This window comes from Oculatella sp. FACHB-28 (genome assembly GCF_014696015.1).
Taxonomy (GTDB): Bacteria; Cyanobacteriota; Cyanobacteriia; order Elainellales; family Elainellaceae; genus JAAUTN01.
In genome coordinates this window covers 124,975-141,091 of record NZ_JACJPJ010000041.1, presented here as the reverse complement: position 1 = coordinate 141,091, position 16,117 = coordinate 124,975, and the positions used below count along the sequence as shown (strand labels likewise).

The 16,117-nt window shown below is 49.0% G+C and carries 21 protein-coding genes and 1 other annotated feature; of the genes, 13 read left to right on the top strand and 8 right to left on the bottom strand.

The genetic code is table 11. The annotated features are described in order from the left end of the window. Window positions 1–48 precede the first annotated feature (48 nt). The 3 genes from rplA (at window position 49) to rplL (ending at window position 2,117) form a co-directional block, all read left to right on the top strand. Complete coding sequence (gene rplA, locus H6F88_RS05565; RefSeq protein WP_190641745.1) at window positions 49–765, top strand: 50S ribosomal protein L1; 717 nt, start codon at window positions 49–51, stop codon at window positions 763–765. Window positions 766–847: 82 nt separating this feature from the next. Further along, window positions 848–1,014 (top strand) — a sequence feature (ribosomal protein L10 leader region). A 70-nt stretch (window positions 1,015–1,084) separates the two neighbouring features. Then, window positions 1,085–1,630 (top strand): 50S ribosomal protein L10, encoded by a 546-nt coding sequence (gene rplJ / locus H6F88_RS05560; RefSeq protein WP_190641744.1) that lies wholly within the window; start codon window positions 1,085–1,087, stop codon window positions 1,628–1,630. A 97-nt stretch (window positions 1,631–1,727) separates the two neighbouring features. Further along, window positions 1,728–2,117 (top strand): 50S ribosomal protein L7/L12, encoded by a 390-nt coding sequence (rplL, locus tag H6F88_RS05555; protein ID WP_190641743.1) that lies wholly within the window; start codon window positions 1,728–1,730, stop codon window positions 2,115–2,117. A 191-nt stretch (window positions 2,118–2,308) separates the two neighbouring features. Here rplL and H6F88_RS05550 read toward each other — a convergent pair whose 3' ends face one another. From H6F88_RS05550 to H6F88_RS05540, 3 genes are read right to left on the bottom strand one after another with little or no spacing between them, the layout of a single operon-like run. Further along, entirely contained in the window at window positions 2,309–3,799 is a 1,491-nt protein-coding gene (locus tag H6F88_RS05550; protein ID WP_190641742.1) for a serine/threonine-protein kinase, read from the bottom strand. Between the two features lie 28 nt (window positions 3,800–3,827). Continuing rightward, window positions 3,828–4,367: a GIY-YIG nuclease family protein gene (locus H6F88_RS05545; RefSeq protein ID WP_190641741.1), complete on the bottom strand. Its 540-nt coding sequence runs from the start codon at window positions 4,365–4,367 to the stop codon at window positions 3,828–3,830. Then, complete coding sequence (locus H6F88_RS05540) at window positions 4,364–4,687, bottom strand: hypothetical protein (protein WP_190641740.1); 324 nt, start codon at window positions 4,685–4,687, stop codon at window positions 4,364–4,366. Before H6F88_RS05540 ends, H6F88_RS05545 begins: the two co-directional genes overlap by 4 nt. Window positions 4,688–4,797: 110 nt before the next feature. On the opposite strand from H6F88_RS05540, the gene H6F88_RS05535 reads away from it, so the two are divergent. The 4 genes from H6F88_RS05535 (at window position 4,798) to H6F88_RS05520 (ending at window position 6,897) form a co-directional block, all read left to right on the top strand. Next, on the top strand, window positions 4,798–5,220 hold the full coding sequence (locus H6F88_RS05535) for a GNAT family N-acetyltransferase (RefSeq protein ID WP_190641739.1): 423 nt from the start codon (window positions 4,798–4,800) through the stop codon (window positions 5,218–5,220). Window positions 5,221–5,322: 102 nt separating this feature from the next. Further along, window positions 5,323–5,805 carry a flavin reductase family protein gene (locus H6F88_RS05530; protein WP_190641738.1) on the top strand — a complete coding sequence of 161 codons (483 nt, stop codon included), beginning with the start codon at window positions 5,323–5,325 and terminating at the stop codon, window positions 5,803–5,805. Window positions 5,806–5,814: 9 nt separating this feature from the next. Continuing rightward, window positions 5,815–6,168, top strand: a complete 354-nt coding sequence (locus H6F88_RS05525; protein ID WP_190641737.1) for a phenylpyruvate tautomerase MIF-related protein — start codon at window positions 5,815–5,817, stop codon at window positions 6,166–6,168. Window positions 6,169–6,201: 33 nt separating this feature from the next. After that, window positions 6,202–6,897 carry an HAD family phosphatase gene (locus tag H6F88_RS05520; RefSeq protein WP_190641736.1) on the top strand — a complete coding sequence of 232 codons (696 nt, stop codon included), beginning with the start codon at window positions 6,202–6,204 and terminating at the stop codon, window positions 6,895–6,897. Between the two features lie 18 nt (window positions 6,898–6,915). Here H6F88_RS05520 and H6F88_RS05515 read toward each other — a convergent pair whose 3' ends face one another. Next, window positions 6,916–7,257 (bottom strand): hypothetical protein, encoded by a 342-nt coding sequence (locus H6F88_RS05515; RefSeq protein WP_190641735.1) that lies wholly within the window; start codon window positions 7,255–7,257, stop codon window positions 6,916–6,918. Window positions 7,258–7,350: 93 nt separating this feature from the next. On the opposite strand from H6F88_RS05515, the gene H6F88_RS05510 reads away from it, so the two are divergent. Continuing rightward, window positions 7,351–7,917, top strand: a complete 567-nt coding sequence (locus H6F88_RS05510) for a GNAT family protein (RefSeq protein ID WP_190641734.1) — start codon at window positions 7,351–7,353, stop codon at window positions 7,915–7,917. Between the two features lie 155 nt (window positions 7,918–8,072). Here H6F88_RS05510 and H6F88_RS05505 read toward each other — a convergent pair whose 3' ends face one another. From H6F88_RS05505 to H6F88_RS05490, 4 genes are all read right to left on the bottom strand, one after another. Continuing rightward, the gene (locus tag H6F88_RS05505) at window positions 8,073–9,923 is read right to left on the bottom strand and encodes a R3H domain-containing nucleic acid-binding protein (RefSeq protein WP_190641869.1); all 1,851 of its coding nucleotides are present in this window, start codon (window positions 9,921–9,923) and stop codon (window positions 8,073–8,075) included. A gap of 177 nt (window positions 9,924–10,100) precedes the next feature. Beyond that, a complete protein-coding gene (locus H6F88_RS05500; protein WP_190641733.1) occupies window positions 10,101–11,414 on the bottom strand; it encodes an LdpA C-terminal domain-containing domain in 1,314 nt (437 codons plus the stop codon). 277 nt (window positions 11,415–11,691) lie between these two features. Continuing rightward, window positions 11,692–11,835, bottom strand: coding sequence for a hypothetical protein (locus H6F88_RS05495; RefSeq protein ID WP_190641732.1), 144 nt, complete (start codon window positions 11,833–11,835; stop codon window positions 11,692–11,694). A gap of 86 nt (window positions 11,836–11,921) precedes the next feature. Further along, window positions 11,922–12,398, bottom strand: coding sequence for an NAD(P)H-quinone oxidoreductase subunit N (locus H6F88_RS05490; protein WP_190641731.1), 477 nt, complete (start codon window positions 12,396–12,398; stop codon window positions 11,922–11,924). A 720-nt stretch (window positions 12,399–13,118) separates the two neighbouring features. Here H6F88_RS05490 and rplC point away from each other — a divergent pair. From rplC to rpsS, 5 genes are all read left to right on the top strand, one after another. Next, the gene (rplC, locus tag H6F88_RS05485) at window positions 13,119–13,757 is read left to right on the top strand and encodes a 50S ribosomal protein L3 (protein ID WP_190641730.1); all 639 of its coding nucleotides are present in this window, start codon (window positions 13,119–13,121) and stop codon (window positions 13,755–13,757) included. A 97-nt stretch (window positions 13,758–13,854) separates the two neighbouring features. Continuing rightward, on the top strand, window positions 13,855–14,487 hold the full coding sequence (rplD, locus tag H6F88_RS05480; protein ID WP_190641729.1) for a 50S ribosomal protein L4: 633 nt from the start codon (window positions 13,855–13,857) through the stop codon (window positions 14,485–14,487). Beyond that, complete coding sequence (locus tag H6F88_RS05475) at window positions 14,480–14,782, top strand: 50S ribosomal protein L23 (protein WP_190641728.1); 303 nt, start codon at window positions 14,480–14,482, stop codon at window positions 14,780–14,782. The genes rplD and H6F88_RS05475 overlap by 8 nt, the downstream gene beginning before the upstream one ends. 58 nt (window positions 14,783–14,840) lie before the next feature. Further along, entirely contained in the window at window positions 14,841–15,704 is an 864-nt protein-coding gene (rplB, locus tag H6F88_RS05470; protein ID WP_190641727.1) for a 50S ribosomal protein L2, read from the top strand. Between the two features lie 81 nt (window positions 15,705–15,785). After that, window positions 15,786–16,064 (top strand): 30S ribosomal protein S19, encoded by a 279-nt coding sequence (rpsS, locus tag H6F88_RS05465; protein WP_190641726.1) that lies wholly within the window; start codon window positions 15,786–15,788, stop codon window positions 16,062–16,064. Window positions 16,065–16,117 lie beyond the last annotated feature (53 nt).

Sequence of the window (16,117 nt, the reverse complement as noted above, 5' to 3'; positions counted from 1 at the left end):
CCTTAGTGGGGGAGAGTTAAACTCGTTAGCACCCCAGGGATGGAAAGAATGACAAAGAAGTTATCGCGTCGATTACAGGAACTGCAGAAGAAGGTTGAGGATCGTCCTTATGAGCCTCTAGAAGCTTTGACATTGCTCAAGGAGACGGCGACTGCTAAGTTTCCTGAGTCGGCTGAGGCCCACATTCGCTTGGGGATTGACCCAAAGTACACCGACCAGCAATTGCGGACTACTGTAGCGCTGCCTAAAGGAACCGGACAAACGATTCGGGTGGCGGTGATTGCTAGAGGTGAAAAGGTGACAGAGGCGACAAATTCTGGTGCTGATTTGTCTGGCTCTGAGGAACTGATTGATGAGATCCAGAAGGGCATGATGGATTTTGACGTACTGGTGGCAACGCCAGACATGATGCCTCAAGTCGCCAAGTTGGGTAGATTGTTAGGTCCTCGCGGTTTAATGCCTTCTCCAAAGGGTGGTACGGTAACGTTTGATGTGACGCAAGCGATCGCCGAATTCAAAGCCGGAAAACTAGAGTTCCGCGCCGACCGCACTGGAATTGTCCATGTCATGTTTGGCAAAGCCACCTTTACACCAGAAGACCTGCTAACCAACCTAAAAGCGCTGCAAGAGACGATCGACCGCAACCGTCCATCTGGTGCTAAAGGTCGCTACTGGAGATCTGTGTATGTGTCTGCCACAATGGGACCATCCATTCAGATTGATGTGAACGCTTTGCGCGATCTAAAATTAGGGGATGTGGCTTAGGCAATTCACGCTATTCTGGAAGCTAGGCTGTATCTTCTAGAATTGATTATTTTAGAAAAGCAAAGGTTTATTGCCCAATTCTTCAATTGAATAGTTAAAGCCAGAGACAGCAGGTGCTACAAGCTTAATTGTCCTGCCGAGGTTTTTCCCAGTTTTTCGGTTTCTGAAACCTTTTTGTAGAGAGGGGGTTGCAGAAATCGAAAAGCTGCGAGAGCCCCGGCTAAATGTCCGGGGTTTTTGGTTTGTAAGGCTTTCTCTAGGAAATTGGAAAGGGCAGCAGGTTTGGTCGTTTGTACCCGATTCAGGAGGTGAGAGATGTATGGGTAGAACACTGGAGAATAAGCAGGCAATTGTAGCCGAACTCAAGGATGAGTTGAGCCAGTCTCAACTGGCGCTCGTCATTGACTACAAAGGGTTGTCTGTTGCTGAAATCACGGATTTGCGGAACCGACTGCGTCCTACAGGGACATCCTGTACGGTCACCAAAAATACGTTGATGCGATTCGCTGTAGATGGCGATGCGAGCTGGGAGCCGATTACGGAGTTCTGTAAAGAATCCTCTGCGTTCCTGCTGGTTAAGGATGATATTGGTGGAGCGATTAAAGCTTACCAGGATTTCCAAAAAGCCTCTAAGAAGACCACCATCCGTGGTGGAGTGATGGAGGGACGTGCCCTCAGCGAAGCCGATGTGAAGGCGATCGGAGATCTGCCATCGAAGGAACAACTGATGGGTCAAGTGGCTGGTGCGATCAACGCGGTTGCAACCAAGCTTGCTACAGGTATCAACGAAGTTCCTGCGTCTTTGGCTCGCGTTTTGCAAGCGGTTGCAGACAAGGACAAAGACCAAGACCAAGAAGCGGCTTAGTCATCCTTTAGGTTCTGAATATTCTTCAAAATTCAGGCTGTAAGAGCTCAAGCTAAACCTTTAGACCAAGATAGAAACTAAACATTGGAGTAATTCTATGTCTGCTACGACTGATGAGATTCTTGAGAAGCTTAAGTCGCTAACCTTACTAGAAGCGGCTGATCTAGTGAAGCAAATTGAAGAAGCCTTTGGTGTCACGGCTGCTGCCCCTATGGGTGGTTTTGCAATGGCAGCTCCGGCTGCTGCAGCTCCGGCTGAAGAGGTCGAAGAAAAGACCGAATTCGATGTAATTTTGGAAGAAGTCCCTGCGGATAAGAAGATTGCAATTCTTAAGGTGGTACGGACTTTGACAGGTCTAGGCTTGAAAGAAGCCAAGGATTTAGTCGAGGCTGCACCCAAGCCTGTGAAGGAAGCAATCGCTAAAGAAGCAGCGGAAGACGCTAAGAAGCAGATCGAAGAAGCAGGCGGCAAAGTTTCTATCAAGTAAGCTTGATAGAACAATCTGCTGTCCACTAATTAAGGGCGTTATTCTTGATGAGAGAATAACGCCTTTAATTTCTTTAGCGAGTATCTGTAAGGGCGTGGCATTCGGCAGGTAGACCCTGGAATAGTCCAAAGATTTTTGCTCGAATGCTATGCTCCTACCGCTATTAGGCGACGAATTTGACTGTTGATCTCTTAGTTGGATCGGCGATCGCTCCCACCAAAAATCTCGATAAGATTTCCGTCAGTAGGTCGACTGGTATCAAGTTCAGCACTCACAGGTGAGAAAAGTTGTCCTGAACCAAGCGGTCTGGGAACGTTTTGCTCTTCTGGTGTTTCAAATGCTTCGGGATTGATGATTGCAGCGACGACCAGCACTCCCAGTAAAGAAAAAATGCTGCCCCAGACTATGGAGCCTGCGATCGCCCAGGTTTTTTGGTGCGCCTTGAATGCTTCTACACTGGTCCATCTGCGACTTTTCCAAGCCCACTCATTGCCTTTTGTGCCCAACAAGCCTGCTGCTACCAGCCAACCGATGCCACCAGTAAAAGTGCCTGTCCAGGCTATCAACCCGATCCAAACCTGATTACTAAGGCACCAAAGCCCAGGCATCATAAACGCACCCCAGTTCCAACCCAGAATTTCATGGGGAACTTCTTTTGCAGACCAATCAGTTAGCCGAGCAGCAAGGGGGTTCCCGTTTGACTGCTCAGGCTGATGGATGGTTTGAGGCGTTTGAGCACTAATTATGGTAGCCGGAACAGGGCTGGGGGAATCAATAGACAAAGGTAAATCTTGATGGTTCTGATGGAAAGTTTGGGGCGGTAGGGTTGGTGGCACAGGTGAGCCTGAGTGAGTACTCACACTGCTCTTCAACGCAGTTAGCATTTCATCAGCCATCGCAAAGCGATCGCGTGGATGATACTGAATCGCCTTGTCCAGCAGGTCAGCAAATGTAGAACTCACCTGAGCCGCATATTTCCGCCAGGTAATGTCTCCTGTGCGAGGGTCGAGATCTAGCTCCTGCGGAAACCGTGCAGTCAGCATGTAGATCATCGTCAACCCTAGACTGTACAGGTCGCTAGAATACATCGGTCGCCCTGCTGCCTGCTCAGAAGGCATAAAACCCGGTGTACCGATCACAATCGAGCTAGCCGAGTTGCCCTGAGAATTGACAACCGTTCCCATGGTTTCTCGAACTGCTCCAAAGTCAATAAGAACGGGCTTTCCGTCTCGTTTGCGAAGAATAATGTTGTCGGGTTTGATGTCTCGGTGGACAATGCGCTGATCGTGGACGTAAGTTAGGACAGGCAGAATATCGCGCAGAATTTGTTGGGCGATCGCTTCCGTCACGACACCTTCTGCCTGAACTTTGTCTCTCAGGGTTACGCCTTCAACCCATTCTTGAATCAGATAGAAAAGACCTTCTTCTGAAAAATAGGCATAGAGGCGAGGAATTTGGCTATTTCCATCACCCAACTCCTCCAAAATTGCTGCTTCTCGCTGAAACCGCTCCTGCACAAGCTGGTAAATTTCTGGATTATTGGCGATCGGCTTGAGCTGTTTGATCACACACTTTCGCCGAGAGGGCATCTGAATGTCTTCAGCCAGAAAAGTTGTGCCGAAGCCACCAGCCCCTAGTGTCTGGATGACTTGATAGCGGTTATTCAGGAGCGCTGGTGTCATGGATCTAGAAGTATAAATTACCCAACGATCACTTCAAATCGAGTAATCCACTTTCCTTAAGTTTGGGATTAAACCGGATTTGCATTTGCACCCCACGAGCTTCAAGCGCGGCTAAAAGTTGCTCTTCTACCCGTCGTGCTGCTTGCTTGAGCAGCTTGATTTGAGTTAATCCATCACCTGCCGCATAGCTTGCTTGCTCAGCGGCTGTCATTGCAGGCTTAGCATCAATCGGCTGATTCCATAAAGCCTCATCTGCACTGTTTCCTGAAGGCAACGTACCGTTTTCAGCAATCCAGGCGTCTCGGATTTCTTCCAAGACAGTACGGCTAGGACGCTCTATCGTTTGGACTTTTAGCCAATAGCAATGTTGCGGTTGCCGGACTAAATGCTGTTTAAGGCTGAGGTAGACATCACGGGAATAGCCGATAAATTGCAGAGTTTTCTCTTGGTCAAAGATGGCATATACGCCGACCTTGCCTTCAAACTGGTCGGTCAGTTGCCCGTTCTGGTCGATATAAGGAATGTAATCCAGGCTGTCCAGTGATGGAATGTTGGGAGTGGAAGTCATCTTTTTCGATAAATTGCACAGAGGCGACTGGGCTGAAAAATTTTTGCCTTAAACATGAAGTTGGGCGGCACGTTGATGATGGCGTAGTCTGGAGACTCGTGATATTTTTCGTATTCAACGGGCATCCCTTTGGGCGCAGCTTCGGTGTAAGGGATAGGTTGAAATAGCAGTTGGGTAAATTCGAGGCGATCGCACGTCACAGCCTGACCTACCTGTGCCAAAAAATTCTCCTGAGTCAACAGTTCAAACAAAGCTGCCTTCGCCTCTGGATCAAGCGTAAAGCTGCTGTCAAACTGATTCACAATTTTGAGTCGAGCCATAATCTAGCCAGCATCATTGATATGAATTCAGCCTATGAGATTCTGAAGCGTCTGTCATTATGCAAAGATGACTCTGCGAGTTAAGAATTGTACGTGGGGAGATTGCTGTTGTGTCGATTGAATTCGCTACCGCTGACGCTGATATTGCAAAGTGTTTTCCAGTCGTTGTTCAGCTTCGACCCCATCTGACCGAGACTGCCTTTGTGGAGCAAGTCAAGCGTCAGCAGGAGAATGGCTACCATCTGGTGTACTTGGAAGAGAATGGGGTGAAGGCGATCGCTGGATTCAGAATCCTAGAAATGCTAGCTAATGGGCGGTTTTTGTATGTCGATGATTTAGTCTCAGATGATTCAGAACGCTCTAAAGGGCACGGCAAGTCCTTGCTGAATTGGCTGACTGACTATGCTAGATCTCAAAACTGCATCTCCCTCCAGCTTGACAGCGGCACACACCGCGTCAGAGCACATCGCTTTTACTTTCGCCAGGGAATGGCGATCACCTCTTTCCATTTCAGCCTCAAGTTAAACGACTAGCGATCGAGCTATCACTAGGTTTGAGCTTTGAAGAGAAAGAAGATACTACGCCGGGGTTTGATATTAAACTGAATGGCGTAGCGCGTATGAGACGTAGAACCCTTGTTAGACGAACAGGCTAAAAAAACAATATTGCGTAAGATTCCTCATGGACTTTATGTGTGCGGCGTGAAAGAGGGCGAAGAGGTGAACGGCTACACGGCTAGCTGGGTGATGCAGGCTTCTTTTCAGCCGCCGCTGGTTGTGAACTGCGTGAAGCAAGATTCTAAATCTCACGCCATGATCAAATCCAGCCAGGTCTTTGCACTCAGCGTTCTGGACGCAGGGCAAAAAGAGGTTGCTCAAAAATTCTTTAAACCTCAGCGTCGGGTTGGCAATAAGTTTGAAGACATTGAGTTTTACCTTGGTGAAGCAACAGGCTGTCCAATTATTTCTGACTCGCTCGGCTATGTAGAGTGTCGGGTAGTCAGCGCAGTTGAGCATGGCGATCACACTGTTTTTGTGGGTGAAGTCATTGCTGCTGGCGTTCATCGCGAAGGCGATCCGCTGCTTTTAGAAAGCACAGGTTGGAATTACGGTGGGTGATCAAGTTTTATGCCATTGATTAAAGTTCAAACCTCTATTTCGGCTCCCGAGAAGTCTGAAGTTGAGACGTTGCTGAAAAACCTGTCAAAGAGCCTGTCAAAACATTTGGGTAAACCAGAATCTTATGTGATGACCGCATTTGAACCCAATGTGTCGATGACTTTTGCAGGCACGACCGATCCCGTCTGCTACATCGAGGTGAAAAGTGTTGGGTCGATGAGCCCAACGTTAACTCAAGCGATGAGCCGAGATTTTTGCCAGCAGATTAATCAGGCATTGGGAATTGCAAGCGATCGCACCTACATCGAATTCGCAGATGCCAAAGGCTACATGTGGGGCTGGAACGAGTCCACATTTGGCTAACCGAATCCTTCTACAACTACTGCAGGGGAAACCATGCTCAAGGCACTTTTGTTTGACCTGGATGGGACCATGGTTGACTCCGACCCCATCCACTTTCAGACTTGGCAGGAAGTTCTAAGGGAGTATGGGATCGAAATCGATAGTGAGTTCTACAGAACCCGCTTTAGCGGCAAGCTCAATGTTCAAATCATCCAGGATTTACTCCCTCAGCTTTCCCCTGAAGAGGGGCAAGAATTGGGCGATCGCAAGGAAGCCGAATTTCGCAAACGTGCTGAAACCTTACTGACTCCTTTGCCTGGGTTGTTTGAACTGGTCGCTTGGGCAAAGGTTCAAGGGCTTAAACAAGGAGTGGTGACGAACGCTCCTAAAGAAAACGCTGAGTTCATGTTGCAAGTTTTGGGAATTCGAGATTCCTTTGCGGTAGTTGTGCTGGGGGACGACTTGCCCAAAGGGAAACCTGACCCCATGCCTTACCAGGTAGCAATGAATTTTCTGGAAACGTCGCCAGAAACTACGCTGGCATTTGAGGATTCTCCTTCAGGGATGTGTTCTGCTGTCAGCGCCGGAATTCCAACTATTGGGCTTGCCTCAACTCAATCTCCCCAGAAGCTTTATGAGTTGGGCGCAATGCTCGTAATTCCAGATTTTGTAGATTCACGGTTGCAAGATTTGCTGCGATCAGGGCAAAGCGCAATTCCGAAGGAACCGCCCCGCCCCTCCTCCAACTAATCTCTACACCCTACGCTCCTAAGCCTCATCCTTCGCCTTTTTTGAATGCCACCACTCCTTCACGGGCTGTGGTAGCTTCACCGCGTATAGAGTTAGCACAATCGGCTCTCCAAAATATTCCTGCCCTAAAATCTCGACCGAGTAGGACGGCGAATTTTGGGTTGCAAGGTCAACTACAAAGCGTTTACCGATGCGTCGCCAACTAGGTTCCTTCCCCTGCCACTGGAGGCGACAGCAGGGCCACGGAAGTTCCTCCCGATCAAACAAACGACAGCAGGGACCGACGACCCGATAAGTAAAATGGGAGCCAAAACTTTGAAAAGTTTGTCCCGGTTGGAGAGGATGCTGGGTAGAGTGCAACGGAACTCAACCTCCGACGTCACAGTAAAGCAGTTTTCTAAGCCTATTATGTGACTTGTCCTGAAAACTTGCGAAGAGTTGAGGGGAAAGGCAATGGAACTGTTTGACAAATTCCCGCAGTTAGAAACCGAAAACTTAATTTTGCGGCAAATTCAACTGTCCGACGCAGAAGCCGTCTTTAAAATCTTTTCAGATGCCAGCGTGACAAAGTATCACGATCTAGATACTGCGACGAGGCTTGATCAGGCACAGTTTTTGATTAATCGTCGAGCAGAACTCTTTAAGAGCGGACAGAGAATTCGTTGGGGCATCGCCTGTAGGACAAATGACGTGATTATGGGGTCATGTGGCTACAGTTCTTGGGTCAAAAACTCCTTTCGTGCAGAGATTGGCTACGAACTTGCCAAAATCCACTGGCAAAAAGGCATTATGACAGAAGCTTTGAGAGCCATGATCAATTTTGGCTTTCAAGAGATGGGGCTTAACCGCATTGAAGCAAGGGTAATGCTAGAAAACATAGCCTCAATCAGGCTATTGGAGAAGCTAGGTTTTGAGGAAGAAGGAATACTGCGAGAACATGGTTACTGGAAAGGAAGCTTCCATGACCTGAAGCTGTTTTCAATCTTAAAGAAGAGTTGGTCGTCGAGACAGCAAGAATAGACTTCCTACGTGAATGGTAGCGCGGCGAAGCCGCGCTACCATTCACGCTTCAAAAAGTGATTCATGCAGAAGGTCTAATGAAAGTAGATAAAAACTTGGGGTGAGACAAACTTAGCCTGCCTCACCCCAAGTTTTACCTGACCAGTCAACTGAACCTATGCCGGATAAATCCGCAGACGACGGTTTGGCTCTTCACCAAAGCTGGAAGATTTGAGACGATAGTGTTCGACTAGCTCATGCTGCATCTTGCGGACTTTGGCAGAGCGAGGCAACAGTTCTACGGGTTGCCCTCTGGGAATGACAATCTGCTCCACAGCAAGCCGAGCTTCTTCCAGTGCCTCAATTTCATCTTCATCACCACTGCGATAAAACAGATTGAGGTTCACCGGTTCGTTACTACCCGGATCATCCAGATTTAGCATTCGCTGGAGTGCCCGAACAATCTGCGGCATACTATTGGACTTGACCGTATGAACCGCTATCTGGTGAGCTTTTGCCGCATGACGCAGCTTGGAGTGATTTTTGACGTGCGATCGCATTGCCAATACTGCATCTGCACTATCTAAATCCTTCGTCAACACAACCGGCAAGTTTAGCGTTTGAATCGCCTGATCAAGGAGTTGACGGCTCACTGCATAGGGGTAGATGTGCAGGGGCAAATCTTCGCCGTTTGGACCTGCAGGAGGCAAATCCTCAAAGGCGTTAGCATCTCTTGGGTCTCTAAATGAGCGATCCAGAGATTCATTCAGCAGTTGGTCAAAGTCCTGCTGCTCCAGGTATGCCTGCTGCAAAGGCTCCGCTGATGAACGACTCTTTAATTCATTGCGACTATAGGATGGCAAAGGTGTCATTTGCCCAGAGCTTCGCCATCCCGTTCGCTGAGAAGATTCTCTGCTACCGCCGCGTGACTCAGTTAGAGAAAGCCCACGCGCCTGACCAAAGCTACCGCTGCGGGGTTCGCCCATGGCGCTGCGCGATCGCCTCGACATTGAGCCTACCGAATCGCTAGATAGTTCGTGCGTAATCACGACTTTGCCCGTTTCGCTCACCGTCCTGACTTGCGGATTGGGTTGCCGTCCTCGCAGCAGACTATCTACCGTCTCAGAAACTTCTTCATGAACAACCCACTTTTGTCGCTCCAGCATCTCAACAGCAATATCGAAAGTTGGAGGAGCTTTACGTTCCAAAACGCTCTTCTGGCTGCCTCTACGCCTTGCCTCATCATCACCCAGCGTTACCGACTGAATTCCTCCTACTAAGTCGGACAGGGTTGGGTTCTTGATCAGGTTCTCAATCTGATTACCGTGAGCCGTGCCAACTAACTGAACGCCTCGCTCAGCAATAGTACGAGCTGCCAAAGCTTCTAATTCAGTGCCAATCTCGTCAATTACAATGACTTCTGGCATGTGGTTTTCGACTGCCTCAATCATCACCTGATGCTGAAGCTCCGGTCGAGCTACCTGCATTCGTCTCGCTCGACCAATTGCTGGGTGGGGAATATCACCGTCTCCAGCAATTTCGTTTGAGGTGTCGATGATTACGACTCGCTTGTTCAGTTCATCAGCCAGAACTCGCGCAATTTCGCGCAGAGCCGTCGTTTTTCCAACGCCAGGACGACCCAACATGAGAATCGATCGCCCCGTTTCTACCAGGTCACGAATCATCCCGATTGTGCCATAGACCGCTCGTCCCACCCGGCAGGTTAGTCCAATGACTTCACCTGCCCGATTTCGCATCGCACTGATCCGGTGAAGCGTCCGTTCAATTCCGGCTCGGTTGTCGCCGCTAAACATCCCGACACGGTCCACACAATAGCTTAGGTCTACAGCTGAGACTGGAACATCAGAAAGATATTCTGCCTGACCCAAAAATCGAGCTTCTGGACGGCGACCTAAATCTAAGACAACTTCGATCAGCTTTTCTCGCTGGGGATGCTGCTCTAAATGCAGGCGAATCTCGCCAGGTAAAATTTCTAGCAGTCGGTCAAGGTCGTCTGTAATCTGCATCGCTGTAGGAACACTCTGATCTGCGGCAATCTCAGAATCAATCGGCTGTTCAGAGGAGTTGTTACCGTTGAGCGTCATGAGTAAATGGCTTTAAAGGTGTTAAATGACCAGCAGGAAGTTCAAGGAAAGAAATTTGACGAAATGCCGAGCCGTAATAGGGCACTGCATCAGGTCAGCTTATCCGGTTTGCTTAGGAATGGTTTGCCTTAGCCTCATAGGTGATTTGATTTGAGAAACAAGAGAATCAGCAAGTCCAACGGCTTTGTGTAGCAAATCCGGATGAACCTCTAGATGAGTGGAATTTGCTCTAGGAATCCATGAAGTCATAGTGTCAGCTCTATGAAATCCATTGGGAAAATTCCTAGAAAAATTTATAGTAACTGATGAATCTTCCGTGCTGTGTTGCGCTAGCTGATCCAAAACAGGAGCTAAAAGGGTGCGGGCATAGCTACCATAGGCAATTCCAGCAACCCTGTAGGGCGGTTGCGCTGTAGTATCAACGGGCTGTGAGACACCTGCTGTCAAGACGGAAGCGTTCTCTACACAGGTGTCTGAGTAATTAATGTCCTGATTGATCACTACATTGCGCTGGTTTGCCAACGCTGCACGTTCCCCTAATAAGCCTTGTTTTACTAGCTTAGAGACCGTATAACTATTTGTTCCTCCCGCTAATTGCACATATCCCGGTAACTTGGCTGCTAGAACCTTTTGTCCTAGCCTGATGGTGGCACGAGTGGCACCATCACCAATATCACCGCTCATCGGTCTACCGTCTGTTTGCCAAACCAGTGGGCAGGGCAAGGGTGAGATCAGCTCATACAGTGCCCAGAGGTAGTCAATCAGCCCCTCTCCGTCGGGACAGCTAATTGCAATTAGTTTGAGCTGGTCAAGCGAAGGAGCGATCGCCTGCCAAAGCCGCTTAAAGTCTGCCAAACGCCCTACCTGCGTATGGATCTCAACTGCATCCACTCCGGCTAGCACTAGAGGCGCGATCGCGGCTGGTGTGAACACATAGGAGCGAGTCGAAATCTGCTGAATCGGACACACGGTTAAGCAGCGACCGCAGCCGTAGCAAAGATCGTCAATTACGCCTGAAAAATTATTGTGGCTATGGTTGAAGGCGATCGCCTCAGCAGGACAGATCGATTCACAGGGTCGAGTGCAGTCCGCTGGACATTTTGCAGCATCAAACTCAGCCTTGCGAAAATGCGGATCTTCGCCATCATTCAAACTCACCATCAGCCAGGGCAAGCCGTTAAACTTAAACGCCTCAGAACCAGCAGTGGCTAAACGACTCGCTGCCCACATTGCCTCTCGTGCAGCAGTGATGACAGCCGGATCCGCGGCAACATCAACACAATCAGCACCAGCAAGCGTATAGGCCAGGGTGAGATTGCGTACAGCAGGGAGGTGTTGAAAGCTGGCTCCACAAATGAGTTTGAACCAGTTGCCCTCCCTTAAAGATCGTAAGGGACGGTACAAATCAGTCACCCTTACATGCTAATGGGTTACTCGAAAAATGACGAGGGATCAATCTGCGGTCAGTCTACTACAAAGATTGAATACTGAGACGTATTACAAGCTGCACGTATTACAAATTGCTGAAATACTTTTCCATAAAGGGCGATCTGCTCGGTTTAAACCAAGTGCGGAGACGCAGCAGTGCTGCATCTCCGCAGGATTGAATATGTTTCCTGACTATTTCTCACCCTTCTCCTGAACCTATAATCTCGAACCGTAAGGTATGAGCCCTCTCAATAAAAAGCCTTTAACCTACTGTAGGTGGATTGGGATTATCAGGATTGGTTGGATCAGGGAGATTTTGAGCGCCTTCTGCCTTTTGCCTAGTGCCCCCCGCATCAAGACGATTGGGAAAGCCCGAACGAGGAGGAACGTACTTTTTGTTACTCATGAGTAGATGCCTGAATTGAGATATCTCGATCCTAGTTGGCATTCTGAGATTTTCTGGAGTCAGCTTAATACAACGTCCTATTTACCCTAAGCTGCAACCAGAGTTTCCTTTAATGGCTTCCAGGTAAAGCTGCGATCGCCTCCCAATTCAATCGCTACCTTGATCCGGGGCTCATAGCTGGGCAGCGCAGCCAAAAATTCTAACTCTTGCTGCGAAAGAATCCCTCCGTCCAAAAACCACAATGCCAAACCTTTAGAACCTGGTGGTAGCTGTTCCAACTGATACCCTGCAACCGGAGGAACATAGTATCTCGCACCAACCGCTGCTCCGCGTCCTGTATCTTTCTTGCCTAAATGGGGTGGACGAACTCCATGAACATCTAACAAATATGCAGAGAGATCGCCTAGCCCACGCGCATTGATGGTTAGCAATCCATATCCTGCTGCTCTGAGACGACGCTGATATCGCCCTTCATACCCTCCCTCCAGGGGAATGTACAGCCCCAAAGCACCCGCTTTTTCTAAATCACGGATAAACTGCTTGCCTGTTGTAATCAACGCCATAAGCTTTGCGTCCTCACTGCCCAGAAGTTTCAAGAGGGTCTAAGTATCTCCGTTAGCGATCTCATTATAAATGTGGATATGTAAGCAGCGATCGCCCCCTTGGCGCAGGATTGATTCAATTCACCTTATCCACCGATAGCAATTCCTAATTCCTAGTGGCATCACAGCCATAAATTACGCCACAATAGGGTCATTCAGGAATTCACAGGCAATTAAAAATTAGAGTAAGAATTTGCTAGACAAGTTCGTTTTAATTGTCTATGATATTTAATTGTCGCCGAAATCAGGGTTTATGGATTTCACGGGACAAAGGTAATGAGCTAGAGTTCACTACTAATCGTCCCTTGACTGCTAAGCCTCTTGATTGGGAGAAACTTTTCAGATTCTCCTGCTTCCGAAAAGCCTGCTCGTAATAGTAGAGACAGCGCGGTTCAGATCAAGAGTTGCAGGCGAAACCCGTAGGATACTGAACAGATGTCTGTTTAAGTCCTGGCGAAGTGAGAAAGTGCAGTGTTGAGCAGTTCGCTGAAAGCAATTGCTCTCTGCGATCTCTAGACTGCCTAAGCCACTACTTTCGTAGAACTTGGAGTGATTGCTGGAATTGCAACAGCAGAGCTCTAGGGTGGTTTTTGCGAAAAATCTGTTGAAGTTTGATGGGCTAGCGAGGCGATCGCAGTTCCAAGATTTTTGCAGTGTTCAAAACAAGGGAGACTCGTTACTGTGTCTGTTGGTATCCTCGGCACTAAGCTTGGCATGACCCAAGTATTTGATGAAGTAGGGAAAGCGATCCCTGTGACTGTTGTGCAGGCTGGCCCATGCACCATCACCCAGATTAAAACTGCTCAGACAGATGGCTATGCAGCCATTCAGGTTGGTTATGGAGAAGTAGCAGCTAAAGCGCTTAACAGACCAGAATTGGGTCATTTAACCAAGTCTGAAGCCCCTCCTCTGCGTCACCTCCATGAGTATCGGTTGGACAACGTCGCCGAGTTCCAACTGGGACAGCAAATTACTGCTGATACATTTGCGTCAGGGCAAATCGTGGACGTGATTGGCACTAGCATTGGTCGTGGTTTCGCTGGTTATCAGAAGCGGCACAACTTCAAGCGTGGACCCATGGCGCACGGTTCTAAGAACCATCGCCTACCAGGTTCAACCGGCGCAGGTACTACGCCTGGGCGCGTCTATCCGGGTAAGAGGATGGCGGGTCGTTTAGGTGGTAGCCGAGTCACAGTTCGTAAGCTTACTGTGGTGCGCGTCGATGCCGAGCGCAATCTATTGCTCATCAAAGGCGCTGTTCCAGGCAAGCCCGGAGCCTTGTTAAATATTGTTCCTGCCAAGCAAGTAGGAAATTCATAAATCCGAGTTTTTAGCTGTGAGTTCTGGCGTTTCTCAATTTGAAAACCTGTCGCTCAAAGCTGATTAATTCCAAGGCTCATCAGTCGGAGGGAAAAATATGGTTGATTGTATAGTTCGAGATTGGCAAGGCGAAGAGGTTGGACAAGCCTCCTTAGAGTTGAAAGTTGCGAGTGAAGCAAGTGCTTCTCACATTGTGCATCGAGCTGTTGTACGGCAATTGGCCAATGCTCGACAAGGCACTGCCTCAACAAAGACTCGCGCAGAAGTGAGCGGTGGAGGTCGCAAGCCTTGGCGACAAAAAGGTACAGGACGTGCTCGTGCAGGTTCTAACCGCTCTCCGCTATGGCGGGGGGGTGGCGTAATCTTTGGACCCAAGCCCAGAGACTACAGCACCAAAATGAACCGCAAAGAGCGCAGACTAGCTTTGCGGACAGCTTTCCAGAGCCGTGTTGGAGACCTGGTTATCGTTCAAGACTTTGCTGATCAGTTGCCTCGTCCTAAGACGAAAGAGTTGACGCAGGCGATCGCCCGTTGGGGAATTGATCCTACCGCTAAAATTCTGCTGATTCTCTCAGAGAGAGATGAGACGGTTTACCTTTCAGCTCGAAATATTGTCAACCTTAAGCTGATTTCTGCTAGCAGTCTTAATGTCTATGACCTGCTAGACGCAGACAAAATTTTGGCAACTGCGTCTGCTCTTGCAAAAATTCAGGAGGTTTACGGTGACTAAGTTTGACTCCCGTGCGCTAGCGGACCTGGTGCGTCGCCCGATTGTGACTGAGAAAGCAACCTTGCTATTGGAGAACAACCAGTACACATTCGAGGTTGATCCCCGCGCAACTAAGACAGAAATCAAGTCTGCGATCGAACAACTTTTCGAGGTCGAAGTCGTACAAATCAATACTCAAAATCCGCCTCGCAAGAAGCGGCGCATGGGTCGATTTGTAGGATTCCGTTCCAGCTACAAGCGGGCAGTCGTGACCCTCGCCCCCGGAGATTCGATCACGTTGTTCCCCGAAGTTTAGTGCCTATACTAACCTCCGCCAACTGAATGCCGTCTAGCAGTGCAACCAAATTTGAGTTATGGGTATTCGTTACTATCGACCATATACACCTGGCACCCGCGAACGCACAGTTTCGGAATTTTCCGAAATTACCAAAACTGAGCCAGAAAAATCTCTAACCCGTTCGGTACACCGTCCCAAAGGTCGGAACAATCGTGGTGTAATCACGACCCGTCATCGAGGCGGTGGGCACAAGCGCCTTTACCGAATCATTGATTTCTACCGCAACAAGCACAATATCCCAGCGAAAGTAGCAGCGATTGAATACGATCCCAATCGCAACGCTCGAATTGCTTTGGTCTATTACCAGGATGGTGAGAAGCGATATATTATCCATCCCCTTGGATTGGCTGTTGGCGCCACTATCATTTCTGGACCAGATGCCCCTTTTGAAGTGGGTAATGCGCTTCCTCTGGGCAACATTCCTCTAGGAACTGCTGTTCATAATGTGGAACTAGTTCCTGGTAAAGGTGGGCAGATTGTCCGAGCAGCGGGTACTTCAGCTCAAGTTGTCGCTAAAGAAGGTAATTTTGTAACCCTCAGACTGCCTTCTACTGAAGTTCGCCTGGTTCGACGCGAATGTTACGCAACCATTGGACAGGTGGGTAATACCGATTCTCGCAACGTCAGCCTTGGTAAGGCGGGTCGTAAGCGCTGGAAAGGTCGCCGTCCAGAGGTCCGCGGTAGCGTGATGAACCCTGTGGATCACCCTCATGGTGGTGGTGAAGGTCGTGCTCCGATTGGTCGTAGTGGACCGGTTACTCCTTGGGGTAAGCCAGCTTTGGGTTATAAGACTCGCAAGAAGAAGAAAATTAGTGATGCTTTGATTGTGCGTCGTCGCCGTCGTTCTTCTAAGAGGGGTCGTGGCGGTCGGGATGCATAAGCTGGCTGGTAATCTGCCAACCCTAAACCTGAGCGCTCAAATTCTGTTAAGCGATAGTTACTTCATTAGGTTGACCCAGCTATGTCTCGCTCTCTGAAAAAAGGCCCGTTCGTAGCAGACCATCTGCTCTCAAAAATTGAAGCCCTCAACGCAAAGGGCGACAAGCAAGTGATCAAAACCTGGTCACGCGCATCAACTGTTTTGCCCCAGATGATTGGGCACACGATCGCCGTTCACAATGGGCGTCAACATGTTCCGGTCTACGTAACGGAGCAAATGGTAGGACACAAATTGGGAGAATTTGCCCCAACTCGCACCTTCCGAGGTCACGCCAAAAGTGACAAGAAGGCCCGTCGCTAAAAGTCGTTAGCTGCCAGCAAATGGCAGTCAGCCACCGCTGGAGTTAAGGACTG